A 24,358-nucleotide genomic window follows, 5' to 3' on the forward strand; every position below is an offset into this window, starting at 1 on the left:
GCCCGGTACCTGCGTGGGATCGGCGTCGACACCGAGGTCTGCTCGCTTGTCGCCTACCACTCCTCGTCGGAGTGGGAGGCGGCGGAGCTGGGCCTGTCGGACGCGCTCGCGGAATTCCGCCGGCCGCCGTCGGAACTGCTGGACGCGATCACGTACTGCGACCTCACCAGCGGTCCTGACGGCTCCGTGGTCGACCCAGTGTCCCGACTCGACGAGGTTCTCAGCCGGTACGGCACCGGCGGAACCCTCGGCGGACCCGGGCCAGGGCCAACATCGCTGCTGGCAGCGGGCGTTCCCACGGGCGGCACAGGTCGGCGGCGAGCGGGCGGGCCAAGCGGAGCTGGGTGTGGGCGACGATGACCAGGCAGGTCCACAGGTCGGCGGTGTCCGGTGCGCGGAAGTGCGGCGCCGCCCAGCCGAGGGTGCACTTGAGCAGGCGGAAGGTTTGCTCAAGGTCGAATCTACCCAGAAAGGTGCGCCAGATCCCTTCAGCTTCGTTACTCGACATCTCGAAGCATGAGGGGCGGCCGCCTCTGCTGTCTCGGGAAGAACCGCAGATCAGCAGGTCGGGTGACCTCCGAGGTTAAACAACAAGCTCAGCCTGCGCCGAATGATCCGAGCCGAGAACCACACGCCCACGGAGGGGTAGCCCGCAGGGCCTTCCACCCCTTATGAACTGGCCGACCGGCTTGTCAGCATGGGCCAAGCCTACTCGTACCTGCCGTCATAAGAAGTTCGATCGCCAGGTCGGGTCGCGAAGGGGCGGTCTACGCTGTCGCGCGGGCAATCGGAGCAGGTCGCGGCGGGCGGGGGATCGGATGGCGTGGGAGTTGGGGATGGCCGGCTTCGTGGAAGGTCCGCCGCGAGCATTTCGCGGCGGACCTTCGGCTCCCCTGTCCGCCCGCTCGACGGGACGGGCCCGGCCGACGCGTGCCGTCGGACTGCGACGGACCGGATCGGGTCGTCCACCTCCGGCGGCTGGGTGCCTCGTCGGGGAGGCCGCCGCCGACGGAATCGGTCCGTCAGGTCCCTCCGTGCAGGACGTCGGTGGCCGGAAGGTCCGCTGAAGAGGTCTCCTGTCGCCCGTTGTCGCGGAGCCGGTCCTGCGCCCACTTCTCGAAGGTCGTGAGGGGCAGGCCCAGATCCTTCGCGAAGCCGGGTCGGGCGGGCTGTGGTTCTTCGTTGATGCCGGCCTGCGCGAAGCCCATGTCGGGCATCCCGGCGGCGGTTGCTTCCTCGCCGGTCATGTCGGGTGCCGCCAGTTCGACGCCCAGGGCACGGGAGAGGGTCGCGGCGATGTCCGTCATGGACAGGAAGTCGCCGGCCAGTTCGAGTTCGACCCCGTCGAGCCGTTCCGGCTCGGCGATGGCCGCGGCGGCGGCCGCGCCGATGTCGGCGACGGCCACGAGGGAGAGCCGGGTCGCGGGCTTGAGCAGGGTGACCAGTCCGCCCTCGATGCCGCGGGGGAACATGATCCGGGCGGAGGGGAGGAAGTTCTCCATGAAGAAGCCCGGCTTGACGAGGGTCCAGTGGGCGAAGCCCGCGTCACGGACCCGGTCCTGGATCCCGGCCTTGGCGCTGTAGTACGGCTCCATCCACGCCCACCGGTCCTTGACCCAGCCGACATGCTGCCCCGCACCGGAGACAGAGGTGTGGACGAACTGCGGGACCCCCGCGGCCCGGGCTCCTTCGATCAGGTTGACGGCCTGCGCGACCTCGCCCTCGAAGCCGCGGCCGTCCATGTCGGGCATCTGGACGGAGAACACCGCACGCGCCCCCTCGGCGGCCCGGCACACCGAGCCGAGGTCGTCGAGGTCGCCGGTGACCAGCTCGACGCCCAGCGCCTCGATCTCCTTCGCCCGGTCGGTGGCGGGGTCGCGGACCAGCCCCCGGACGGGAATCCCCGCGGCGATCAGGGCGCGCGCGGTGGCACCGCCCTGCCGGCCGGTGGCGCCGGCGACCAGAACGGGAACGGACTCTGTGGTCATGAAGCTCCTCCGCCGAGTACCCGGATGCAAACGGCGGGGCCCGCCGTTTATATCCGGTACGATACGGAGGACCCCGCCACTTAGCAAGCACGGAGACGCCCCATGACCGGCCAGCGCGCGGACGCCCGGCGCAACCACGCCCTGATCCTCGCCGTGGCGGAAGCCGAGGTCGCCGCGCACGGCGCCGACGCCTCCCTGGAGCAGATCGCCCGTACCGCCGGAGTCGGATCGGCCACCGTCCGCCGGCACTTCCCCACCCGAAGAGCCCTTCTGGAAGCGGTGTTCGGCAACCGGATCGATGCCCTGTGCGCCCTCGCCACGGAACTCGCCGGCGCCGACGACCCCCGGTCCGCACTGCTGGACTGGCTGAGCGCACTCACCACGTACGCGTCCTCCGCGCGCGGCATGGCCGGCGCGCTGCTCCAGGACGGAGCGGACGACGCCGATCACGTGAACGCCTGCGCGGCCCGCCTCGGCGGCGCCGTGGACCCGCTGCTGCACCGTGCCGCCCGGTCCGGTGCGGTGGCGCCCGAGGTGACCACGGCCGACCTGATCGCGCTGGTCACCGGCCTCACGCTCGCCACGGAGCACCACCCGGACCCGGCCGCCGAGGCGCACCGGCTGCTCGCCCTGACCGTGCGGGGCATCAGCCCGCGCAGCTGATCCGCACAACGCGGCGGACGCCGGGCTCAGGGCGTCAGGACGACCCTCCCGAACACCTCTCCCGCGTCCATCGCGCGATGGGCCGACGCCGCCTCCTCCAGCGGCAGCACCTCGTGCACGACCGTGCGCAGCCTCCCGCCCGCGGCAGCCGCGAACTGGGAGGACCGCACGGCCTGCCGGTCGGGCCCGGGCACGGTGTCAGAGCTGAAGGTGGCGAACGACAGCGACCTGCGGAAGCCGTCCATCAGCCGCATGCCGAAATCCGCCGGCGGCGGCCCGCCGACCACGCCGACCGCCACGTAACGCCCGTTGGGGTTCAGCCTGTCCACGAAGACCGGGAGCTGCGCACCGGCGACGACGTCGATCACGACGTCGAAGCCCTCCGGCGTGCCAGGTCCCCCCTCACCCGCGCGGCCCAGGACGTGGGTCGCGCCCAGGTCCTTCAAGCGGGCGCCGCGCTCCGCTGAGGATGTGGTGACCGCCACCGCGCCCGCCCCGCCGCCGGCCGCGAGTTGGACGGACGTGATCCCGATGCTGCCCGCCGCCCCCCGGACGAGGACCTCGTCGCCCGGCGCGAAACGGGCCTGCTTCAGGGCGAAGTGGGCGACGACGCCGGAGCCGCCGAGGGTCACCGCCTCCGCGCCGCTCAGGCCGTGAGGCAACGGCGTCACAGCGTCGACCGGGGCGACGGCGTATGCGGCGTACCCGCCGGACAGGCCGGTGAACGCCCACACCTTCCGCCCGGTCCACGAGCCGTCCACGCCCTCTCCCACCGCGGAGACGGTTCCGGCGACCTCGCTGCCCGGGAGGTGGCCCGCCCGGAAACCGTAGGAGGCGAGGGTCCCGCGGCGGATGACGGCATCCACTCCGCCCACCCCGATCGCCTCCACGGCGACCTGCACCTGCCCCCGTGACGGAAGGGGCACAGGCAGGTCGGTGACCTCCAGCCCGTCTGGATCACCGAACGTCCTGATGACGACAGCCTTCATGATGTCTCCCTGAGCCGGTGGAGGGACGGCGACGCCGCGTTCGGACCGTAACGGACAGCTCCGTCCGCCCGACTGAAACGAGAGAGAATGACCGGCCGATTGACTCAGTCCGCACGCCGCGACGCCCACGACAACCGGGCCCGGATCCTGCACGCCGCCCGCGTGGTGTTCGGCGAGGACGGCTTGGGCGCGCCCGTCCGCGAAGTCGCCCGGCACGCAGGCGTGGCCCCCGCCACGCTGTACCGTCACTTCCCTACCAAGCGGGCCCTGATAGCCGAAGCCTTCGCCGAGCAGCGCCGGGCCTGCCACACCGCCGTCCGCGACGCCCGCGCGGACTCGGACCCCTGGCACGGCCTCCAGAACCTGATCCAGCGGATCTGCGAACTCCACGCACACAGCCGCGGATTCGCCGACGCCTTCATGACGGCCTTCCCCGAAGCCTCCGACTTCACCGCCGACCGCGGACGGACCGTACGGGCGGTCACCGAACTGGCCCACCGCGCCCAGGCCTCCGGCCGGCTCCGCCCCGGCTTCGTCGTCGACGACCTGATCCTCATGCTCATGGCCCACCAGGGCCTCCAGGATGTTCCTCCCGCTGCCCGGCTCGCAGCCTCCCGCCGTTTCGCCGCCTACGTGATCGAGGCGTTCCGCGCGACACCCGGGACGGGAGCCCCCGCATCGCTGCCGCCGGCCCCGGACCTGCGGCCCGCACGCTCACCCGGCCCGTCGTGACCCCGTCACCACCACGGTCCGCGGCGCCGGCCAGCCGGCGCCTTCGCTACCGAAGCCGGGCCGCGGCCGGCAGGACGCCTGCGGGGCCCGGTCGGCGCTGGCACACGTCCCTTACACGCCTGGAACAACAGGATGCCTCCGTCGACTCCACGGTCAACCGGGCCCACCATCGGCGTGCCGCCCAGTAGGACAGCGGCCTCACCTCGCCGCGCCGGTCCGCCAGACCGGCATCCCGGCTGACGGCAGGCCGTCCTCCTCCAGGTAGGCCGCGAGGTAGGCCAGCCCCTCGGGCGACGTCGGGACGGGCTGCCGGGCCCGGGTGCCCTTCGAGATCACCCAGAGCCGGCCCTTGGTCCACTCGACGTCCCCGGGGCCGACGCCCAGCAGCCCGGAGGCACGGGCTGGAGGCGATGTAGTTGGCGAGCAGGGCCTTGTCCCGCGCGCAGCGCATCTGCGCGAAGAGCTCGTCCCACTGATCGTCAGGTATCGACCGAGGGTGCCGCATATGCACCTTCGGCCGCGGCCGGGCCCTGCGGAACGGCTTCCGGTCCTCCAGCGGCGACGGGTGGGCCAGGGCCGCCCGGCGGGCGGCACTCTCGGGTACCGGGTTGACCAGCGGACCCCGGCCGAAGGGCTGGTGGAACGCGTAGAAGCCGTGGACGACCGTCAGGTTGTGAGCGATCGCCTCAGGTGACCCGAAACGGGAAGAACGGCGACGCATCCGGCGCCAGCGCAGGCTCCGGCTGAAGGAAGCCCTGCTCGGACGCTCCAGGGGTGGGCAGACCAGCAAGATCCACGTTGCCGGTGAGCGGAAGTGCCGCCCGCTGGTGTTCATCCTGACCGAGGGCCAGGCCGCGGACAGCCCGCAGTTCATCCCCGTGCTGGAGAAGGTCCGGGTTCGCGGACCCGTCGGCCGTCCCCGCACCCGACCCGGCGCGGTCGCCGGGGACAAGGCCTACTGGTCCCGCGGCAACCGTTCCCACCAGCGCAAACGCCGTATCAAGGCGGTCATCCCGGAGAAGAAGGACCGGGTCGCCAACCGGAAGTAGAAGGGCAGCCGGGGCGGCCGGCCCGTCAGCCACGACGCCGAGCTCTACAAGGAGCGGAACACCGTCGAGCGCCTGATCAACAAGCTGAAGGCCTGGCGAGGCATCGCGACCCGGTATGACAGGAGCCCGGAAAGCTACCTCGCCGGCCTTCCACCTCCGCGGCGCAATGATCTGGATCAAGGACCTCACGCCGAACCCATTGATCACGACCGAATACGCGGCCCGGTGCTGCTCCTCGCAAGTTCGTGGAGGGTGACTTCGCCAGCCGCGACGACCTGATCGAGAAGCTGGAGGCGTACGTGATCGGGCACAACGAGACCGCGCGGCCCTACCGGTGGATTTTCGAGGGCACCCCGCTCAAGGCAGCCTGATCACCACCCCTCCACGCCCACGGTCCGAGCCGCGCGCCTGCGATGCGTACGAATTCCGCCAAGGCGGGAACGTAGTGCAGCGGTCTGACCGCGTCGGAGAGGTATCTACGCGTTGTGGGATGACACCGACACCTTGCCCGTTTCCGGCGTCTTCTCAGGTTTCGCGGTCGGCTGCTCAGCGGTCGGTCGCTGGCGCAGCCAGACGAGGGCCGCTACGGCGCCGAGCAGGGCGACCAGGGCGCAGAGTTGCGTTCCGTGGTTCATCGCGGTGGTGAACGCCTCGTCCGCGGCGGCGACCAGTCGGCCGGCCGGATCGGGGAGCAGCTCGGCGGCGAGCAGGTGAGCGGACGTCAGGTCTTCGGCGGCCGGGGAGGGTGCGCCCGGCAGGGTGGTGGCCAGTTGCGAGCGGTAGGAGGCGGAGACGAGGGTGCCGACCACTGCGATGCCCAGGGCTCCGCCCAGTTCGCGGACCACGCTGTTCACCGAGCTTGCCATGGGCGACTTCTGGCGGGGCACGGCGGCCACGGTTGCCGTGCTGGCCGGCGCCATGACGAGGCCCATTCCCGCGCCCACCGCTCCCATGGTGAGTGCGAGCACGGCAAACGGCGTGCCGACGGTGACGAGGGAGAGGCCGCCCAGGCCGGCGGCCATGACGGCGAGTCCGGCGGCGATGGTGTTCCGGGGGCCGAACCGGGCGGTGCTGCGGTCACTGGTCGCGGCGGTGGCCGCCATCGCCAGCGCGAACGGCAGAGCGCCGAGCCCAGCCGCGAACGGGCTGAATCCGTGTACGAGTTGCAGGTACTGGGTGTAGCCGAACAGCACGCCGAACAGGGCGAAAAAGGTGATCCCGAGGATGCCGCTCGCGACGCTGAACGTCCGGTCGGCGAACAGCCGCACGTCGACCATCGGGTGGGCGGTACGGAGTTCCCAGCGGGCGAACGCCGCGAGCAGCACGGCCGCCGCGCCGGCCTCGACCGCGGTGGCGGCCGTCAGCCAGCCGCGTTCGGGGCCCTGGACTACCACGTCGACCAGGGCGGCCAGGCCGGTTGCCGAGAGCAGCAGACCGGGGATGTCGAGGCGACCGGTACGGAGGCCCGGCAGGGCGGGGACCAGCAGCAGGATGGCAGTGAGCGCGACGGCGACCAGCGGCACGTTGATCCAGAAGACGCTGCCCCAGGCGAAGTGGTCGAGCAGCAGCCCGCCCGTGACCGGGCCGGCCACGATGCCGATACCGGCGGTCGCGGACCAGACGGCGATGGCCCTGCCGCGCTCCCGGGGGCCGAACAGCGCCACGATGATCGAGAGGGTGGCCGGCATGACGAACGCCGCACCCAGCCCCATCACCGCGCGGAACGCGATGAGTTGCCCGGTCGAGCCGGACAGCGCGGCCGACGCCGACGCCACGGCCAGCACCGTCAGGCCGCCGACCAGCGCGCGGCGGTGCCCGAACCGGGCGCCGAGACTGCCCGCGGTGATCAGCATCGCAGCGAACACCAGGGTGTAGGCGTTGTTGATCCACTGAAGGTCGGCGGTGGAGGCCGACAGTGCCTCGGCGAGTGCGGGCAGGGCCGTGTTGAGCACAGTGTTGTCGATGGTGGTGACGACCAGCGCCAGACAGAGCGCCACCAGTGCGGGCCTGCGGCGCGGGTGACCCGACTCCGGGTGGGGTGTGCCTTCGATGCCCATAATGTCCTTACGGTCGTAATCTTACGAGTGTGAGCTTTCTGGCCGGGACGCTACATCGATCGGCTAACACCTGTAAAGTTGCGGCCATGAAGAAGGCCCCCACAGCTACCGACCTCCCCGCCGACCAAGGGGAGGACGCTTCGCCCCGGGCCCGCAACCGGCGCGGGCAGGGCCTGCTACTGCGCGAGGAGATCATCCGGGCGGCGACCGCCCTCATCGTGCGCACCGGCTCCGACCAGGCCGTCACCCTGCGTTCCGTGGCCCGCGAGGCCGGCATCGCCGCCCCCTCGATCTACGCGCACTTCCCCGACCGGAACGCCATCGTCGAAGCGATCGTCGTTGAGGCGATCACGCAACTCCACCAGGCGGTCACCGCCGCCGTCGCAGCGCACGACGACCCGGTCGAGGCGCTGCTCGCAGGCTGCGCCGCCTACGTCGACTTCGGCGTCCGCGAACCCGCCCGCTACCGCGTCCTCTTCGGCTGGGCCCGCCCCAAGCCCGAAGCCCCCGCCACCGACGTTCCCGGCCGCCAGGGACTCGACGCCTTCCAGACCCTCGTCGACAACCTCGATGCCTGCGTACGCGCCGGCCGCTCGTCCAGCACCGACCCCTTCGCCGACGCCGTGACCCTCTGGACGGCCCTCCACGGCCAGGTCACCCTCCGCGCCGACCTCCCCGACTTCCCCTGGCCCCCCACCGACACCGTGGAACAGATGACCCGCCGCCTCGGCCGCATCAACCCCTGACCCGTCCGACGAAGCATGGCGTCATACGCTCCACGCCCACACCGCTCCAGGAACTTGCACGGAGCGGCACAACCAGGACGAGTCATTCCGAAGTGATCGTGATCCGGCAGTTGCTGCTCAGGGCGGCGGCTCCCGGCGACAGGAGGCTGCTTGAATGCATCCATGAGCACCGATCTGCCAGACGGCTTCGAGATATCCGCTGACCCGGACCGTCTTGACCACGCGGTCATTCACGAGTGGCTGTCGAAGGATGCGTACTGGGCGATGGGGCGATCCCGGGAGAAACAGGACGCGGCGATGGCCAACTCCCTGAACTTCGGGGTCTACGACAGCGGCACCGGTGTCCAGCTCGGCTACGCCCGGGTGGTCACCGACAAGGCCACGTTCGCGTGGCTGTGCGACGTCTACATCGCTCGCAGCGGCCGAGGGAAGGGCCTGGGGCACGCTCTCGTCACGGCCGTCTGCGAGCATCTCGAGCCCTACGGACTACGCCGTGTGCTGCTGGCCACCGCGGACGCTCACGCGATCTACGCCAAAGTGGGCTTCGCGTCACTCGAGAAGCCGGAGAAGTGGATGACGCTCGGCGCGCAGTAGGCCCGTCCGCGCTTCGTCCGGCGGCGCCCCTTCACTCAAAGACGGCCGGACAGTGCAGGCAGGGCGTCCAAGATCGTTCTGTGACAAGCGACCTGGACACCCTGCTCACCGCACTGTACGTAAAGATCGACGACGAGATCACCGACACCCGCTGGCTGGGTCGGCCGCCGCAGTTGACGGACTCCGAGCTCGTCTGCCTCGCTGTGGCCCAGGCGCTACTCGGCTTCGCGTCGGAGTCCAGGTGGCCGCGGTTCGTCGGCACCCGCCTGGGCGGCATGTTCCCCTACGTCCCGAAACAGCCGGGCTGGAACAAGCGGCTGAGGGCTGCTCTGCCGCTGATCAAGCGGGCCATACGGCTCCTTGCGACGGACACCGACTCACCCGCGCCCTCCCGGACCTTCGGCAGGCGGCGGCCGACCCGCAGAACGCGCGGTCGTGGATCGCGATCAGCACCGCGGCGGCGGTGGCGGCGGGCGACGGGCACCTGTGGAAGACGCAGCTGGAAGGCAACGGCGGGACGTGGACGCCGTCCGACCCCACCAAGTCCGGCGGGGCCCCGGCGACACCGAAGACGGGGCCCGCCGTGGTGGTGCACGACAAGGACATCAGCGTCTTCACCGTCGACCCCGACAGCCACCGCCTGCGGGAGACACGGCAGAAGGAAGGCCTGGGGCCCTGGACGACCGGCGACCTGACCGAAGGCGGCACGACGCAGGTCGTCCTGAGCCTGTTGCCGGCCGCGGTCGGGGATCCCGAGGCCGAAGTGACCCGGGTGCACGCGGTGGACAGCGACGGCGCGCTCCGGATGTGGAGCACGGGGCCCGGGAGCCACACGTGACCCCGCCGCCCCTGCTGGAACGCCGCTTGTGCCCGCGACCGGGGCGCGGACGGCGGTGGTTGGCCCGAGGCCGTCTTCGTGTCCGCCCCGGCCAGGAGGAGCTCCGGGTCGCGCCCCCGGGACAAGGGGTCGCCCCCGCGTGCGCGACCGCGGCGCGCGGGGGCGCCGCGACCGGGCGGCGGCCGCGCTCGGGGGCGGAGCGGAAGAGCGTTTCCGTACCGGTGCAGCGCCCCGACTCCCCCGCCGGCCGGCCTTGGCCACGTGAAGGTCCTGGGAGGTGATCTGCCCGAGGGCGCACATCCGGTGGTGGGCGGAGCAGGCGCTCGGGAGGTTCCCGAACACGTCCGGGCCGCCGCCCCTTGCGTGGTCGAGGATGTGACAGCGGTCCTGAGCGGGGAACCGGCAGCCCTGGAACGGGCGGGCGAAGCCGACGCCGGGGCCGAGGTCGCGCTTGAGGTGCTCGGGCAGCTCCGGACGGTCACTCATGTCCCCATACCGCCACCCGGGTTCGTGATCGATCACCGGGGCCGTCACGTCGCGTCGTGGAACCGCACCGGCAGGCTCGCCAGTCCCCTCAGCAGGGTGCTCGGCCGCCGGAGGAGGTCTGCCGGGTCGGCATCGAGGGCGAGGCGGGGGCGGCGCTCGATCAGGGTCCGCAGGGCGACGGCGGCCTCGACCCGGGCGAGGGGGGCGCCGAGGCAGTGGTGGATGCCGTGGCCGAAGGCGAGGTGGCCGGCGGGCTTGCGACGGATGTCGAACCGGTCCGGGTCGGGGAAGTGGAGCGGGTCGCGGGAGGCCGCGGCCAGGGAGACGAGGACGCTGTCGCCGGCCGGGACGGTGGTGCCGCCGATCCGGACCGGTTCGGTGGCGAAGCGGAAGGCCGCGGCCCCCACCGGGCCGTCGTGGCGCAGGGTCTCCTCGATCGCGCTGTCGACGAGGCTCGGGTCGGAGCGCAGGGCGGCGAGCTGCTCGGGGTGGGTGAGCAGGGACAGCACCGTCCCCGAGATGAGGTTGACGGTGGTCTCGTGTCCCGCGACGAGGAGGAGGAAGGCCATCCCGAGCAGTTCCTCGGCGGAGAGCCCGTCGGCGGCCGGGGCGACGAGCGCGCTGAGCAGGTCCTCACGCTGGTCGGCCCGCCGTTCCTCGATGAGGGCCGTGAGGCGAGCGGTCATGGCGCCGGCCGCCTCGCCGACGGCCTGCGGCGAGCTGGGCGTGACCAGTTCGGTGGACCAGGCCCGGAATCCGGCGCGGTCCTCCGCCGGTACGCCGAGCAGTTCGCAGATGACGGTCATCGGCAGTGGCAGCGCGTAGGAGGCGACGAGGTCCGCGGAACCCTCGGCGGGCAGGGCGTCGACCAGGGCGTCGGCGATCTCCTGGACGCGGGGGCGCAGCGCCCGGATCCGGCCGGCCGTGAACTCGGCGGCTACCAGCGCGCGCAGCCGGGTGTGCTGGGGAGGGTCGCTCTGGAGCATGTTGACCCCGAGGGCGTGGCCTCCGTCGTCGGTCCAGGTGGAGGAGTGCCGGATGTCGTTGCTCAGCCGGGGATCGGTGAGTGCGGCGCGGACCTCCTCGCGGGCGACGACGAGCCAGGCTTCGCCGGATCCCGGTACGAGTATCCGGTGGACCGGCCCCTTTTCGCGCAGGGCCGCGTAGGCGGGGTAGGGGTCGACGGTGACGTCGATTCCCGTGGGAGACAGTTCCTGGAGCGTCGGAGCGGGCATGGATGCCTCCTGAAAAACGGGGAGTGCCCCCCGGTTGGTGGACCCGATCGTACCAAATCGGGGAGGGTTCCCCATTTTCAGGCGGTCGCTCAGCGCGCCAGCAGGCTCCGGATCGCCGCCGCGATCTCCTCGGGCGCCTCCTCGGCCATGAAGTGCCCCACCCGGGTCAGCCGGTGGTCGAGGTCCGGCGCCCACGCCCGCCACACCGCGGCGGCGTCGTAGCCCAGCTGAGCGCCCCAGTCCCGCTGGACCACGGTCACGGGCATGGCCAGCTGCGACCCGGCGTCCAGGTCCGCCTGGTCGTGCACGACGTCGATGCCGGCCGACGCCCGGTAGTCCGCGACGATCGACGGCACCGCCGCGGCGCTCGCCCGCAGGTACTCGGCCCGCACGGACTCCGGCAGGGCGGCCGGGTCCCCGGCCCAGGCGTCGAGGAACGAGCCGAAGAAGGCGTCGGCGCTGTTGGCGATCATCGTCTCCGGCAGACCGGCCGGCTGCGCCATCAGGAAGAGGTGGTAGCCGACCGCCGCCGGCACGCCCCGCAGGACGTCCCACATGTCGAGCGTCGGCACGACGTCGAGCAGGCCCAGGTGCGTGACGGTCTCGGGGTGGTCCAGCCCCGCCCGGAACGCGACCAGCGCGCCCCGGTCGTGGCCGACCAGGGCGAAGCGCTCGTGGCCGAGCGCCGCGGCCAGGGCCACGACGTCGGCGGCCATGGTGCGCTTGGCGTACGACTCCGGGTCGGCGCCCGCCGGCTTGTCGCTGGCGCCGTAGCCCCGCAGGTCCGGACAGATCACCGTGTGCTCGTCCGCGAGCCGTTCGGCGACGTGCCGCCACATCAGATGGGTCTGGGGGAAGCCGTGCAGCAGCACGACCGGGCTGCCGCTGCCGCCGACGGCGGCGGCCAGCTCCACACCGTCCGCACCGGGCAGGCGTACGAGGTCGAAGCCGGGAACAGTGAGCGTCATGGGAGGACCGTCCTCTCGGGTCGGGGGGGTGACCGGGCCCGCTCGGACCGGTCGGGGTGACCGGGCCGGAGTGAACCGGTCGGGGTGCGACCCGGCCAGCGTGGACGACGTCGATCAGCAACCGATCAGTACGGTTGGGCGCGGCCCGCTCCGGCACGGAGGATGGGGGCATGCGAATCGACGTGCTGGGTGCCGTGCGGGCCCTCCGCGACGACGGGAGCCCCGTCGACCTGGGCGGGCCCCGCCATCGGGAGGTGCTCGCCCGGCTCGTCGCCGCCGAAGGACGGATGGTCACCACCGACACCCTGGTCGACGACCTGTGGACCGACCCCCCGGCCCGCGCCGTGGGCGCCCTGCGCACCTTCGTCGCCGCCCTGCGCCGCGCCCTCGAACCCGGCCGGCCGCCCCGCACCCCACCGCGCCTGCTCGTCACCGAAGGCCCCGGCTACGCGCTGCGCCTGCCGCGCGAGGACGTGGACGTCCACCGGTTCCAGGACGCCCTGGTCCGCGCCCGGCGCGACCCCGGCGCCGTGCCCGACCTCGACGCGGTGCTCGCGGCCTGGCGCGGGCCCGCCTACGCCGACGTCACCGACTCCGCGTGGGCGCGGCGCGAGCGGACCCGGCTGGAGGAGTGGCGGCTGGAGGCGGTGGAGCTGCGTGCCCGCGCCGCCCTCGACTCCGGGGAAGGGGCCGGCCTCGTCGCCGAACTGGGCGCCCACGTCGCCGAACACCCCTGGCGCGAGCCGGCCTGGGGACTGCTCGCCCGCGCGCTGCACCAAGCGGGCCGCCGGGCCGACGCGCTGGCCGCCCTGCGCCGTGCCCGCGCGATGCTCGTGGACCGGCTCGGACTGGACCCCGGCGCCGAACTCCGGCGGCTGGAGGCGGACTTCCTCAACGATGCGGCTCCCCCGGAAGGCGCCGGCACCGTGTGGAACGGCCCCGGTGTACGGCTCGGCCCGCGCACCACCGTGGACCTGGCCCGCACCCTCGCACTGGCGGGTGGCGACGCCCTCGTCCGCTCTCGGCGCGACCGCCTCGCCGCGGTCCGGGCCGCGCAGCGCACGGGAGACCTCCGGTTGACCGCCCGGATCATCGGCGCCTACGACGTTCCCGCCCTCTGGAGCCGGGCCGACGACCCCGAGCAGTCCCGCGCCGTCGTCGCGGCCGCCGAGCACACCCTCACCGCGCTGGGCCCCGACGGCCCCGCCGACCTGCGCGCCCGCCTCCTGGCCACGATCGCCGTCGAGAGCCGCGGCGCGGACCTGTCCGGGACCGAGCGGGAGCGCGCGCTGCGGGCGGCCCGGCAGGCCGAGGCGCTGGCACGGGACCTGGCCGATCCCGCCGTGCTGGCGTTCGCCCTCAACGGGGTGTTCCTGCAGACCTTCACCCGCTGCGGGCTCGCCGCCGCACGGGACCGCATCGGCGCCGAGATCCTCGACCTCGCCACCTGCCACCGGCTGCCGAACTTCGTCGTCCTCGGACGACTCGTCCGCCTGCAGAGCGCCTCGGCCCTCGGCGACCTCGACGCCGCGGCCGCGCACGCCGAAGCCGCCGAACGGCTCGCCGCCACCACCGAGGCGCCCCTCGTCCCCGTCCTCACCGCGTGGCTGCGGGCCCGGACCACGGCCACCCGCAGCACCGAACCCGGCGGACCGGGCGCCGCCACGGCCGCGGAGCGGTACCGCACCGCCGAGGCCGCCCTGCGCACGGCCGGCATGCCGGGGCTGCACCGCGGCCTGCTCGCGCTCGCGCTCCTGGGGCTGCGCCTGCTGCACGACCGGCCCGCGCCCACCGACCCGCGCCTGGACTGGGGCCCCTACCGGCCGTGGGCGCTCCCCCTGGTGCTGCTCGCCCAGGACCGGGTCGAACAGGCCCGCACCGCACTCGCCGCCGTGCCCGAACCCCCGCACGACCACATGCAGGAGGCCCTGTGGTGCCTGACCGCCCGCGCCGCCGTACACCTGGGCGAGCGCACGGCCGCCGCCCGCGCCGAGGCCGCCCTGCGCGCCGCCCCCGCGGAACACGCCGGCGCCGCGAGCGGAATGCTGACCCTCGGCCCGGTAGCGCGGTACCTGGCGGAGGCACGGGCGTGCGCCGGGACCGGGTGAGCGCCGACGGCCGGCGACCGGGCCCGCTCACTCCCCCTGGGACCAGGCGGCGACCGACAGGGACACGTGGACGCCGAAGTCGACGAGCCCGGTCGCGGCACGGATGCCCGCGTGGAGCGCGTCCACGCGCTCCTGCCGGTCGGCCGCCCCGCGGCGAACCACGTCGACCTGATCCCGATCACCACCGGCAGGCCGCCGCGGTCCAGGGGGCCAGCGGACCCAGCGGCCGGAAGCGGATCTCGACGTCCCCCGGCGGCACCTGATACACGGTTTCGAAGGACGGAACCACGGTGCGGCCGTGGGAGCCGGCGGCAGCGGGACGAGCCACGACATCGGCCGCCGCCGCGCCGCCCACCGCACGCCCGCACCGGTCGTTCACGGCTCGCGGCCGTTCTCGACGAAGCCGCACGCGTGGCGGGTCCGCTCCCCTATCGTCGGGTGCCATGGGGAACATGGGGGCCGGCGGGTTCGGCGGTGCGGTGCCCTGGTCGGGTGTGCCACCGGTGTTCGAGGACCGGACGCCGGACGCGTGTGTCGTGGTACCGGGCATCATGGGCAGCGTCCTGGAGGACGCCGCGACGGGCCGCCCGCTGTGGGGCGTGGACCTCGGGATGTTGACGGGTGCGTCGACCGGTGAGGAGCTGTTCGGCGCGCTGCGGGCGGACGAGTCGGAGCGGGCCGCCGACGCCGACACCTTCCGGCGGGCGCCGCTGACCCGCGTCCGGGCGACCGGGCTGCTGGCGAAGCCGTGGTGGCTTCCCGTCCTGGAGGGCCTGGACCCCTACGGCGAGGCGGTCAGGAGCCTGCGGAAGGTCGCGCTGGCGCCGGAGGCGGTGGCGCCGTTCCCGTACGACTGGCGCCTCGCCGTCGCCTACAACGGCGCGGTGCTCGCCCGCGCGGCCCGCGCGCACCTGACCCGCTGGCGCGAGCGGGTCGCCGCCCGGCCCGACTGGAGGGCCGCCGGTGGACGGGAGCCCCGGCTGCTGTTCGCCGCGCACTCGATGGGCGGGCTGGTGGTGCGGGCCGCGCTGGAGCACGACCCCGAACTCGCGGCCGACACCCGGGCGGTGGTCACCGTCGGGACCCCGTTCCTCGGTTCCGTGAAGTCCGTCCTCACCCTCAACCTCCGGCACGCCGGGGCGAAGCCGGCCAGGCTGCTGCGACAGGTGCAGGCGATGGCCGCGACCCTGCCGGGCATCCACGACCTGTTGCCCGGCTACCGCTGCCTGGACCGCGGACTGTCGGTCGACCGCCTCACCCCCTCCGATGTCGCCCGGCTCGGCGGCGACGAACACCTGGCCGCCCGCTCGCTCGACGAGCACACCCGCCGCTGGGAGCACCCGTACGCGATGCCCGGGCACCGCGTGATCGTCGGCGAGGCACAGGCCACCGTGCAGACCCTCGACGAACAGCGGCACGCCGGGCACCCGGTCGCCGTCGGACGGCACCACTCCTTCGACGCCGGCGCGGACGGCGACGTCGTCCGCGACCCGGCCACCGGCATCCCCGCCCGCCGCGACTCCCGCGGCGACGGCACCGTCCACACCCCGTCCGCCCAGGCCGGCGGCACCGAGGCACGCACCTACGTCTTCGGCCAGCACGGCACCCTGATGCGCCACGACGACGTCCTGCGCCAGCTCCGCAACATCGCCCTGGAACGCACCCCGGGTCCTCGCCTCTCCGGCGCCAGCGCCGGACCGGGCCTGGAGACCCCCCAGCTCGGCGGGACGTTCGGGCAGCCGCTCACCCTCCACGCAACCGGCCTCGACACCCCGGCCAGGGGGAGCCTCACCGTCCGCAGCGCCACCACCGGACGCATGGGCCATCCCCTCACCCTCCGCCGCGACCCCGAGCGCACGGACGGCGCCCTCGCCGCCCGCTTCACCGCCGACGCGCCCGACCTGTACCGCGTGACCCTGGACGTCGAGGACCACGTACCGATCACCCAGCTCGTCCTCGTCAGCCCGCCCGACGCCTGAACCCGCCCGACGCCTGAATCGGAACCCCGCCTTGACCACACCCGTCGGCACCGACCGGAACGCGACCGAACCGCCCCCCGAGGGCGGAGGGATCGAGCTGTTCCCGGTGAACTTCACCGCCTACCGGCAGCACCCCGCCCTGGACACCGAGGCCCACGTCCGGGCGATCGCCGACCTGCTCGCTCCCTACGGTCCGCGCGTCAACAGCTGGACCGTCCCCGAGGACGAACGGGACCGGCAGGCCGTCGAGGACCGGCTCGGCGCATGGAAACGGCCCACCGCCTCCCGCGGCGGCAACACGGTGCTCTACTGGGTCGGGCACGGCAGCACCGAACACCTCGCCCACCACCGCACCCCCGCCCCCATCGACGACGGAATCTCCCCGGAGGAAGTCGCCCGCGCGATCGGCAGCCGCCAGATCCACCCCGACAACGAGGACGGTTGGGCGATCGTCGTCATCGACGCCTGCTTCTCCCGGGACTTCGCCCGGGAGGTGCACCGCGTCCTCCTCGGCAGGAAGTACCGCGACGCCGGCCGCTACCTGCTGCTGTCCACCGCGGCCGAGGGCTACGCCGAACTCGGCGCCTTCACCGGCGCCCTCCGGCACGTCCTGACCGTCACCTTCCGCGGGAAGCCCGACATCGGCCTCGCCGAACTCGGCGTCGAACTCAACCGTGAACTCCGCGGCGGCTACCGCGGCGACAGGGCCGTGCACGGCGACCGGCTCGTGCGTCTCACCCCCGACGTCGCCACCACCGTGTCCGCGCCGCTGGACCAGCTCGCCGAACTCCAGGCCGTCATCGACCGGCTGCCCGCCGACGAGCAGCGTCACTTCCTCCCCAAAGCGTCCGGTGCCGAACTCGGCGAACTCGCCTGGTACTTCCACGGCCGCACCGAGGAGCGCGACCACATCCTGCGCTGGCTGGCCACCGCCACCCGTGGCGCCCTCGTCGTCACCGGCCCCGCCGGCTCCGGCAAGTCGGCCCTCCTCGGCCACGTCCTGCTGCACACCCGTTCCCGGCTGCGCGACGTCCTCGTCCGCCACGGCCACCTGACCGCGCTGCCCACCGAAGTGCCGTGCCCGGACGACCCGTTCGACCTCGTCGCCCACCTCTCCGGCCTCACCCTCGCCCGCACCGTCCAGCTCGTCGCCGAAGCCGTCGGCCTGCCCGACCTCGTCCGGCAGGCCGAGGACGGTCAGCCACCCGCCGTCCTCGCCGCCCGACTCGTCGCCCGGCTGCGCGCCCGGCCGACCCGGCTGACGCTGCTGTTCGACGCCCTCGACGAAGCCGACCAGCCGCTGCTCATCGCCGCCCTCCTCCTGGGCCCCCTCGCCGCCCTGCCCGCCGTCCGGGTCGTCATCGGCACGCGCCGCTCCACCCACGAAGGCCCCGACCGGCCCGCTCCCACCGACACCGACATCCTCGACGCGCTCCGCCCCCGGCCGGTCCGCCGCGAGGCCGGACCGCGGCCCGGCGTCGAACGCGTCGAGGTGAAGCAGGACCCGAAGGCCCTCGCCGGATACCTGCGTGCCAAGCTCGACGCCGCCAGACACCGCGGCGCCCTCGACGCCGACGAGGCGACCATCGAGGACGCCGTCCACCGGCTCGTTGCCGACCACCAGCAACACGGCGCCGAACCACAGCAGTTCCTCTACGTCCGGCTCGCCGCCCACGAACTCCTCAACGACCCCGGCCTCCTCACCGACCCCACCCCCCTGATCGGCCGCACCCACCGCCAGCTGTTCACCCGCGCCCTCCAGCGACTCCAGCGCGCCAACCCGGACTACGCCCCACTCCTGCGCGCCCTCGGCCTCGCCCAGGGCCGCGGCCTGCCCGCCCAGGACGGCATCTGGGCCCTCACCGCCGACGCCCTCGACAGCCGCACCGACACCGGCTCCGACACCGGCAGCAGCATCCCCGAGCTGCTGCGCGACGCCGCTCCCTACCTCACCCTCGACCACGAACACGAGCGGAGCGTCTACCGCCTCGCCCACCGCACCTTCACCGAACAGTTCACCGCCGCCCCGGACACGGCGCGCGGCCACGCCCTCCTCACCGCCGCCCTCGCCGGGCACGGCCGGCAGTGCCTGGGCGCGCAGGAGGACGCCACCGCCCCGCCGGACGCGGTGGTCAGCCCTTACGTCCGCCACCACCTCGCCGCCCACGCCCGCCTGGGCCACACCGCCGGAGCCCTCCACACCCTCGCCGACCACACCGAGGTCCTCGACGCCCTCGACCTCACCAGCATCACCGCCGCGGCCTTCGACCACGGCCTGCCCTCCCACGAACTGCCCCCGGCCATCGCCGGGACCGTCCTGCTCCAGCACCACGCCCGCGACACCGCCGCCACCGAGCAGTCGGCGAACAGTACGGCCGGCTGGCGCCGCTGGTGGCGCCGGCTCGGCACCAGCTACATCCAGGGCGCCCCGCCCCCGGCCGAAGCGCGCCCCCGCGACCCGCGCGGCTGGCCTCCGGAACTGACCGTCGGCGAAGTCCGGCAACGTAAACTCCACCTGCAACTCACCGGCCACACCGACAAGGTGAACGCGGTGGCACTGTTCACCGCGCCCGACGGCACTCCGCGTCTGGCCTCGGCCGGTGCGGACCGGACGGTGCGGATCTGGGACCCGGCCACTCGCGCCCAGGACGGCCCCTCCCTCACCGGCCACACCGACGCGGTGCGTGCGGTGGCGGTGTTCACCGAAGCCGACGGCACCGTGCGGCTGGCCACGGGCGGGGACGACGGGGCGGTGCGGATCTGGGACCCGGCCACCGGAACCCAGGACGGTGTCCCCCTCACCGGCCACGGCAGCGGAGTCGCCGCGGTGGCGGTGTTCACCGCACCCGACGGCGCCGTGCGACTGGCCACGGGCGGCGACGACGGGACGGTGCGGATCTGGGACCCGGTGACCCGCGCCCAGGAGGGCCGGACCCTCACCGGCCACACCGACAAGGTGACCGCGGTGGCCGTGTTCACCGCACCCGACGGCACCGTGCGGCTGGCCACAGGAGGCCATGACACGACGGTGCGGATCTGGAACCCCGCCACCGGCGCCCAGGAAGGACCGACCCTCACCGGCCACAGCGGCATCGTGCGTGCGATGGTGGCGTTCACCGCGCCCGACAGCACCGCACCCGACGGCACCCCGCGCGTGGCCACGACCGGCGCCGACGGGACGGTGCGGATCTGGAACCCCGCCACCGGCACCCAGGAGGGCGACACCATCACCGGCCACAGCTTCGGAGTGGCGGCGATCACGGTGTTCACCGCGCCCGACGGCACCCCGCGCCTGGCCACCGGCTGCTATGACGGGGAGGTGCGGGTCTGGAACCCGGCCACCGGCGCCCTGGAAGCCGTCCCCGTCACCAGCGACGACCACTGGGTGAGCGCGGTGGTGCAGTTCACCGCGGCCGACGGCACCCCCCGCCTTGCCACCGGCGGCGAGGACCACACGGTGCGGATCTGGAACCCGGCCGCCCGCCCCCAGGAAGGCGAACCCGTCGACGACAGCATCTACGGAGTGATGGCCGTCGCGGTGTTCACCGCGCCCGACGGCACGCCGCGCCTGGCCACCGCCGGCCACGACAAGACGGTGCGGATCTGGAACCTGACCACCGGCAGGCAGGAAGGCGCGCCCCTCACCGGCCACACCAGCTGGCTGCGCGCGATGGTGGCGTTCACCGCGCCCGACGGCACGCCGCGCCTGGCCGCCGGTGACGGCGACGGGACGGTACGGATCTGGAACCCCGCCACCCGTGCCCAGGAGGGCGTGCCCCTCACCGGGAACGGCAGGGCAGTGGATTCGCTGATGGTGGTCACCCTGGCCGACGGCACGCCGCGCCTGGTCGCCAGTGACGGCGACGGGACGGTGCGGGTCTGGAACCCGGCCACCTGCACCCGGGAGGACGGCCCCATCACCGGGAGCACCAGCGGGGCGCGGAAGGCGGCGGTGTTCAGCGCGGCCGACGGCACGCCCCGCACGGCTGTCGGCGGCGAGGACGGGACGGTGCGGGTCTGGAACCCGGCCACCGGCGCCCTGGAGGGCGCGCCCCTCACCTGCCACGACCACTGGGTGAGCGCGGTGGTGGCGTTCGACGCGCCTGACGGCACGGCGCGAGTGGCCAGCGCCGGCATCGACAAGACGGTGCGGATCTGGGACCCGCACACCCGGACCGGGCAGACGCTGACCCTGGCGGACGGGGTCGAGGCACTGGCGGAAGGCCACGGACTGCTCATCGCGGGCACCCGGTCGGGCTACCTCGCGATCGACATCGCGTCCCTGCCCACCGACCCTGCCGGCAGCGGCACCCCGGACGCCCCGCTGTGACCAGGCGCCCGAGGCGGCCACCGGCGCCTGAGCCGTGGCACGGTGCGGAGCCCGGCCGCCCGAGCAGTGGGAGGCCGGGCCCGTCGGCTCTCGTCGGTGACGACCGGCGGCCGACCGCCGTGCTTGCCCTTGCGAGGGGCGGTGTCGCGCCCTTCCGGTACGGACTCGCGGATGTTCTCCCGCTCGCCACCCTGCGGGACCTGGCGGCTCAGCCGGCGCGCGCGGTCCACTGAGGCGGCGTCCACAACCGGGCATCGGCGCTGCCGACCTGGATCAGCGTTCCGGTATGCCGGTCCTGACGCGCCGGGCGGAAGCCGTCGATCGCGAACACCTGCTGTCCGCTGGTGATGTCGACGCCCTGCAGACCGGCCTGGCCGGCGATCAGCAGATGCTCTCCGTCGGTGAAGAAGCCGAAATCGCCGAAATCGCCGACCGGCCAGGGGAACGTCGCGACCGCCCTGATCCATCGGACGCCCGGCGAGCGCGGCTCGATCGAGGCGGGGTCGAGGACGTGGACGGTACCGCTGCCGGCATCGCCCCGGTCGTACACCGCGATCCGGCTGTCGTCGATCCACACCGCCGGCCAGTTCCACTCCGAGACCTCGGGATACACCGCACGGCTGGGCCCGTCCTCGGACTCGTACGGGTTGTCGCGCAGCCAGGCGGTCAGGCTCCACACCGCCGGCATCCCCCACGGCTGCCACACCCAACCGGCGTCGTGGACACGAGTCCCGTCAGGACTCAGCGACAGCGCGCCGTGGAAGTAGTCGAGGTCGTGCTCCGCGTCCTCCTCGTCCCCACCCGGGCTGTCCCGCGCCGTCAGCACCTCGCCGGACGCGAGATCGGTGACGTCCAACCGGTTCCAGTCCGTGCGATGGACGACGACCGGCCGGCCACCGTGCTCGGCGAACGCCAACGCGAACGGGACGGTTTCACAGCAGTAGTCCCCGCCGTCCAACGTCAACGCCGGCGAACCGGTGGCGAGATCGACGACCGTGCCGTACCGACCGCGGTCCTGAACCACCGCCGCCCAACGGCCACATCGAGACACGTGAAGCCGCAGCCGAACGCCGCCACCGCACTCGGACGCCGGCCTCTCCTCCCGGTACCGGGCCACGTCCCGCACCTCGCCGGTCGTCGGCACCCACCGCGCCAGCCGTCCACCCTCGGACAGCACCAGCCACGCCGACCCCGCGTCACCGAGGGCCGCCGGCAGCGCCGCCACATCCACGACGGGCCGCAGCGCGTCGGGAACCGCCACGTCCACCGTGCTCATCGCCATGTGAATCCCCTCGGTGCGCCCGTGTGCCCCCCCGGCGGCGGCGTGAACAGCCGGTGATACGGCACCGTATCGGCGAAGTCGGTAAGCGCCGCGATGCCGGTCACGGCGGTGAGGTCAGCACGGATCCGGTCCATGCCGGGCTCAGCCTCTCGCAGGTCCGCCTCGGGCTGCACGGCGGCCTGGCGACCTGGCGCTCTTCGGCCCCTGGTCTACTCGGCCCCCCGAGTCGGGCCCTGTCCCGCCAGGATGTCGGCGAAGACGATCACGACCGCGCTCTCGCCGTACTTCGCCGACTGCTCCTGCCGGAAGTCGCCGCTCCGCACGAGGATCCGGTTGATGCGGATCCTGGTGCCGATGGGGAAGGTCATCTCCTCCTCGGACTGGTTGTTCCCGCCGAGCGTCCTTCCCCGATGGTCCTCCGGGAGGCCGAACTCCCAGACGATCTCCTTGCCGGCCACGTACGTGTGGGTCAACGGATCGCCGTACGTGGTCGACAGGATCGCCGGCCACTCGATCGTCTCGTCGACCGGGACGTAGCCACCGTCCGGGTGGCGCTCCTGCTGCTTGAGGATGCCGCCAAACGACTCGTACATGTGCTTGCTGTCGCCCCGCACCACGTTGCCGTCCTCGTTCGCGCGGGGCGTCGTGAAGTCGTCCCACACGCCGTTGATCCGGGCGAAGATGTCGAAGGTGTCCGCCAGGTGCTTCTCGTCCCACGCCTCCGTGGTCTGCTCGTCCGCGTAGCCCCGCGCGATGGCGATGCCGCGCCACGCGTCGAGCACCTCGCTCTCCTTCGACTTGTAGGAGAAGCCCGGGGCGGCGATCTCGCCCGCGGTGAAGCCGGCCTGCCCGAGGGCCGCGAGGAGCGGGTTGATCCGGCGGTAGTCGGCGCTGAGGTAGTTCTCGCCGAGGTTGAGGTCGTCCTGCCTCTGCTTGGCCGCGAGGACCGCCGGGTCCAACTCCCGGGCACGAGCCTCTTCGTACTCCTTGCGGGACGCCTCCCGCTCCTCGACCGTCCCCCATGACTTGTCCTTGGTGGACGCCCGGGGCTTCTTGCCGTCCGCGCCCGCGGAGATCAGATAGGACCCGAAGCGGAAACTGAGGGTCGTCTGCCCCTCGACGTCCCCCTCGTCCGTGTGCTTGACGACCCGGGTCCCGTTCGGGAGGCCCGGTGCGAGGGTGCGCTGCACGGGCGCATCCGACGCACCGGCCGTCCCGGTCCCGGGGCCGGCCGAACGCTGCACGTCGCAGGAGGCCCGGGGGGCCGGACGGCTCATCACCCTGCGGGCGTTGGCCTCGGCCTCGCGCTCGAAGCGGTCTGAGGGGTCGGAGACCTTCAGCCCGTTGCCGTCGTCGGTACCGCTGACCGGCCCCTGGCGCTGCTGGATGACATGGGTGAGCTCGTGGGCGAGGGTGTGCGCACCGCCCCCGCCGTCGCCGATGACGACGTGGTTGCCGGAGGTGTAGGCCCGCGCGCCGACCTCGGCCGCGGAGGCCTTCGCGGCGCCGCCGGTGTGGATGCGTACGTCGGAGAAGTCGGCGCCGAGGCGGGACTCCATGTCGGTACGGGTGGCCTGGTCCAGAGGCCGGCCGGGGTCGTGCAGGACATCGTGGACGGACGAGCGCTGAAGGACCGGGGACACGGCACGCCGGACGGCGGGGCCCTCGAAGCCCTCGTGGCCGCGGCCGTTCCCATGCCGGTGCTTCTCCGCGTCCAGGCCGCCGTGGCCGGCCCGACGGAGCATCTGGACGACCGCCGCGTTGCCCACGGTGGCCTGGAGGGCGAGCAGTTCTGACCGTGGGTGCCCGGCCTCGGCGGGCGCGGGCCTCGCCGCCCGGCCGGCCCTGGCCCCGGTGGCTTCCTCGTTCTCCCGCTCGCGCATCGGGCTCCGCCCCTTCCGGGATCGTCGGCAACGTCCCACTCAACCCGACGGCAACGGCGCGGCGGAAGGTACTTCAGGGCAGAGCTCAGGGGCCCCCGCGGCGGTTTCCCGTGGCACTTCCGTACAGGCGGCACGGCAGCAGGGTGTGAAGGAACCCGGCACGGTCGGCGGGAACCCAACCGGCTCGTGAAAAAGCTGTCATGACATCACGTTGGAACAGCACGCTCATGGCGGGCGACCACGAATGCCGCCCTTCACCCACCTCTGAGGAAAGCGGACCTGCCGTGCCCCGACGATCTTCCCGACCGGCGGCGCGGAGCCGGGCGAAGGCCGGTGCCCGGGCACCGGCTCAACGACTCCAATCTTCGCCGGCTCCCACCAGAGGTACGCTGATCAAATCCTCCTTCCTACCTCGGAGCCTCCATGCGTCT

At 73.3% G+C, this 24,358-nt stretch carries 17 protein-coding genes and 3 pseudogenes; 11 read left to right on the forward strand and 9 right to left on the reverse strand.

The window, feature by feature from the left end:
* Positions 1 to 229: 229 nt before the first annotated feature.
* Positions 230 to 481: pseudogene (locus ACZ7C5_RS18810) on the reverse strand (NF041680 family putative transposase); the annotation flags it as partial.
* A gap of 541 nt (positions 482 to 1,022) precedes the next feature.
* Positions 1,023 to 1,988: an NmrA family NAD(P)-binding protein gene (locus tag ACZ7C5_RS18815; protein ID WP_470323009.1), complete on the reverse strand. Its 966-nt coding sequence runs from the start codon at positions 1,986 to 1,988 to the stop codon at positions 1,023 to 1,025.
* A gap of 102 nt (positions 1,989 to 2,090) precedes the next feature.
* Here ACZ7C5_RS18815 and ACZ7C5_RS18820 point away from each other — a divergent pair, with 102 nt between their 5' ends.
* Positions 2,091 to 2,651 carry a TetR/AcrR family transcriptional regulator gene (locus ACZ7C5_RS18820; protein WP_470323010.1) on the forward strand — a complete coding sequence of 187 codons (561 nt, stop codon included), beginning with the start codon at positions 2,091 to 2,093 and terminating at the stop codon, positions 2,649 to 2,651.
* A 26-nt stretch (positions 2,652 to 2,677) separates the two neighbouring features.
* On the opposite strand, the gene ACZ7C5_RS18825 is transcribed toward ACZ7C5_RS18820, so the two are convergent.
* Positions 2,678 to 3,640 (reverse strand): zinc-binding dehydrogenase, encoded by a 963-nt coding sequence (locus tag ACZ7C5_RS18825; protein WP_401086207.1) that lies wholly within the window; start codon positions 3,638 to 3,640, stop codon positions 2,678 to 2,680.
* Positions 3,641 to 3,727: 87 nt separating this feature from the next.
* Here ACZ7C5_RS18825 and ACZ7C5_RS18830 point away from each other — a divergent pair, with 87 nt between their 5' ends.
* The gene (locus tag ACZ7C5_RS18830) at positions 3,728 to 4,372 is read left to right on the forward strand and encodes a TetR/AcrR family transcriptional regulator (RefSeq protein WP_401086210.1); all 645 of its coding nucleotides are present in this window, start codon (positions 3,728 to 3,730) and stop codon (positions 4,370 to 4,372) included.
* 198 nt (positions 4,373 to 4,570) lie between these two features.
* Here the strand turns inward: ACZ7C5_RS18830 and ACZ7C5_RS18835 are convergent, their stop codons facing one another.
* The gene (locus ACZ7C5_RS18835) at positions 4,571 to 4,708 is read right to left on the reverse strand and encodes a hypothetical protein (protein WP_470323011.1); all 138 of its coding nucleotides are present in this window, start codon (positions 4,706 to 4,708) and stop codon (positions 4,571 to 4,573) included.
* Positions 4,709 to 5,079: 371 nt separating this feature from the next.
* On the opposite strand from ACZ7C5_RS18835, the pseudogene ACZ7C5_RS18840 reads away from it, so the two are divergent.
* Together ACZ7C5_RS18840 and ACZ7C5_RS18845 are read left to right on the forward strand one after the other, a co-directional pair.
* A pseudogene (locus ACZ7C5_RS18840) lies at positions 5,080 to 5,677 on the forward strand (IS5 family transposase); the annotation flags it as partial.
* On the forward strand, positions 5,667 to 5,792 hold the full coding sequence (locus tag ACZ7C5_RS18845) for a hypothetical protein (protein ID WP_401086215.1): 126 nt from the start codon (positions 5,667 to 5,669) through the stop codon (positions 5,790 to 5,792). The pseudogene ACZ7C5_RS18840 and the gene ACZ7C5_RS18845, both read left to right, overlap by 11 nt.
* Before the next feature lie 105 nt (positions 5,793 to 5,897).
* Here ACZ7C5_RS18845 and ACZ7C5_RS18850 read toward each other — a convergent pair whose 3' ends face one another.
* Positions 5,898 to 7,478, reverse strand: coding sequence for an MFS transporter (locus ACZ7C5_RS18850; protein WP_470323012.1), 1,581 nt, complete (start codon positions 7,476 to 7,478; stop codon positions 5,898 to 5,900).
* 86 nt (positions 7,479 to 7,564) lie between these two features.
* Here ACZ7C5_RS18850 and ACZ7C5_RS18855 point away from each other — a divergent pair, with 86 nt between their 5' ends.
* The 4 genes and pseudogenes from ACZ7C5_RS18855 to ACZ7C5_RS18870 all read left to right on the forward strand — a co-directional run bounded on the left by ACZ7C5_RS18855 (position 7,565) and on the right by ACZ7C5_RS18870 (position 9,656).
* Positions 7,565 to 8,224: a TetR/AcrR family transcriptional regulator gene (locus tag ACZ7C5_RS18855; protein ID WP_401086220.1), complete on the forward strand. Its 660-nt coding sequence runs from the start codon at positions 7,565 to 7,567 to the stop codon at positions 8,222 to 8,224.
* 162 nt (positions 8,225 to 8,386) lie between these two features.
* On the forward strand, positions 8,387 to 8,818 hold the full coding sequence (locus tag ACZ7C5_RS18860) for a GNAT family N-acetyltransferase (protein ID WP_401086223.1): 432 nt from the start codon (positions 8,387 to 8,389) through the stop codon (positions 8,816 to 8,818).
* 80 nt (positions 8,819 to 8,898) lie between these two features.
* Positions 8,899 to 9,195 (forward strand): annotated as a pseudogene (locus ACZ7C5_RS18865) (IS982 family transposase); the annotation flags it as partial.
* A gap of 86 nt (positions 9,196 to 9,281) precedes the next feature.
* Positions 9,282 to 9,656, forward strand: coding sequence for a hypothetical protein (locus tag ACZ7C5_RS18870; RefSeq protein WP_401086226.1), 375 nt, complete (start codon positions 9,282 to 9,284; stop codon positions 9,654 to 9,656).
* Between the two features lie 530 nt (positions 9,657 to 10,186).
* Here the strand turns inward: ACZ7C5_RS18870 and ACZ7C5_RS18875 are convergent.
* The gene (locus tag ACZ7C5_RS18875; protein WP_470323013.1) at positions 10,187 to 11,377 is read right to left on the reverse strand and encodes a cytochrome P450 family protein; all 1,191 of its coding nucleotides are present in this window, start codon (positions 11,375 to 11,377) and stop codon (positions 10,187 to 10,189) included.
* 89 nt (positions 11,378 to 11,466) lie between these two features.
* On the reverse strand, positions 11,467 to 12,345 hold the full coding sequence (locus tag ACZ7C5_RS18880) for an alpha/beta fold hydrolase (RefSeq protein ID WP_401086231.1): 879 nt from the start codon (positions 12,343 to 12,345) through the stop codon (positions 11,467 to 11,469).
* A 170-nt stretch (positions 12,346 to 12,515) separates the two neighbouring features.
* Here ACZ7C5_RS18880 and ACZ7C5_RS18885 point away from each other — a divergent pair, with 170 nt between their 5' ends.
* From ACZ7C5_RS18885 to ACZ7C5_RS18895, 3 genes are all read left to right on the forward strand, one after another.
* Positions 12,516 to 14,453 (forward strand): AfsR/SARP family transcriptional regulator, encoded by a 1,938-nt coding sequence (locus tag ACZ7C5_RS18885; RefSeq protein ID WP_470323014.1) that lies wholly within the window; start codon positions 12,516 to 12,518, stop codon positions 14,451 to 14,453.
* Positions 14,454 to 14,896: 443 nt separating this feature from the next.
* Positions 14,897 to 16,432 (forward strand): lipase/acyltransferase domain-containing protein, encoded by a 1,536-nt coding sequence (locus tag ACZ7C5_RS18890; protein WP_470323015.1) that lies wholly within the window; start codon positions 14,897 to 14,899, stop codon positions 16,430 to 16,432.
* 31 nt (positions 16,433 to 16,463) lie between these two features.
* On the forward strand, positions 16,464 to 20,762 hold the full coding sequence (locus ACZ7C5_RS18895) for an AAA family ATPase (RefSeq protein WP_470323016.1): 4,299 nt from the start codon (positions 16,464 to 16,466) through the stop codon (positions 20,760 to 20,762).
* A gap of 208 nt (positions 20,763 to 20,970) precedes the next feature.
* Here the strand turns inward: ACZ7C5_RS18895 and ACZ7C5_RS18900 are convergent, their stop codons facing one another.
* Together ACZ7C5_RS18900 and ACZ7C5_RS18905 are read right to left on the reverse strand one after the other, a co-directional pair.
* Positions 20,971 to 22,044 carry a YncE family protein gene (locus ACZ7C5_RS18900; protein WP_470323017.1) on the reverse strand — a complete coding sequence of 358 codons (1,074 nt, stop codon included), beginning with the start codon at positions 22,042 to 22,044 and terminating at the stop codon, positions 20,971 to 20,973.
* Between the two features lie 209 nt (positions 22,045 to 22,253).
* Positions 22,254 to 23,927 carry an eCIS core domain-containing protein gene (locus ACZ7C5_RS18905; protein WP_470323018.1) on the reverse strand — a complete coding sequence of 558 codons (1,674 nt, stop codon included), beginning with the start codon at positions 23,925 to 23,927 and terminating at the stop codon, positions 22,254 to 22,256.
* Between the last annotated feature and the right edge of the window lie 431 nt (positions 23,928 to 24,358).

Source organism: Kitasatospora sp. NPDC036993, assembly GCF_055607525.1.

Bases quoted from the DNA above. Each gene is read 5' to 3' on its own strand.
- ACZ7C5_RS18815 (WP_470323009.1), bottom strand. From the start codon at position 1,988: ATGACCACAGAGTCCGTTCCCGTTCTGGTCGCCGGCGCCACCGGCCGG.
- ACZ7C5_RS18820 (WP_470323010.1), top strand. From the start codon at position 2,091: ATGACCGGCCAGCGCGCGGACGCCCGGCGCAACCACGCCCTGATCCTC.
- ACZ7C5_RS18825 (WP_401086207.1), bottom strand. From the start codon at position 3,640: ATGAAGGCTGTCGTCATCAGGACGTTCGGTGATCCAGACGGGCTGGAG.
- ACZ7C5_RS18830 (WP_401086210.1), top strand. From the start codon at position 3,728: ATGACCGGCCGATTGACTCAGTCCGCACGCCGCGACGCCCACGACAAC.
- ACZ7C5_RS18850 (WP_470323012.1), bottom strand. From the start codon at position 7,478: ATGGGCATCGAAGGCACACCCCACCCGGAGTCGGGTCACCCGCGCCGC.
- ACZ7C5_RS18855 (WP_401086220.1), top strand. From the start codon at position 7,565: ATGAAGAAGGCCCCCACAGCTACCGACCTCCCCGCCGACCAAGGGGAG.
- ACZ7C5_RS18860 (WP_401086223.1), top strand. From the start codon at position 8,387: ATGAGCACCGATCTGCCAGACGGCTTCGAGATATCCGCTGACCCGGAC.
- ACZ7C5_RS18875 (WP_470323013.1), bottom strand. From the start codon at position 11,377: ATGCCCGCTCCGACGCTCCAGGAACTGTCTCCCACGGGAATCGACGTC.
- ACZ7C5_RS18880 (WP_401086231.1), bottom strand. From the start codon at position 12,345: ATGACGCTCACTGTTCCCGGCTTCGACCTCGTACGCCTGCCCGGTGCG.
- ACZ7C5_RS18885 (WP_470323014.1), top strand. From the start codon at position 12,516: ATGCGAATCGACGTGCTGGGTGCCGTGCGGGCCCTCCGCGACGACGGG.
- ACZ7C5_RS18890 (WP_470323015.1), top strand. From the start codon at position 14,897: ATGGGGAACATGGGGGCCGGCGGGTTCGGCGGTGCGGTGCCCTGGTCG.
- ACZ7C5_RS18900 (WP_470323017.1), bottom strand. From the start codon at position 22,044: ATGGCGATGAGCACGGTGGACGTGGCGGTTCCCGACGCGCTGCGGCCC.
- ACZ7C5_RS18905 (WP_470323018.1), bottom strand. From the start codon at position 23,927: ATGCGCGAGCGGGAGAACGAGGAAGCCACCGGGGCCAGGGCCGGCCGG.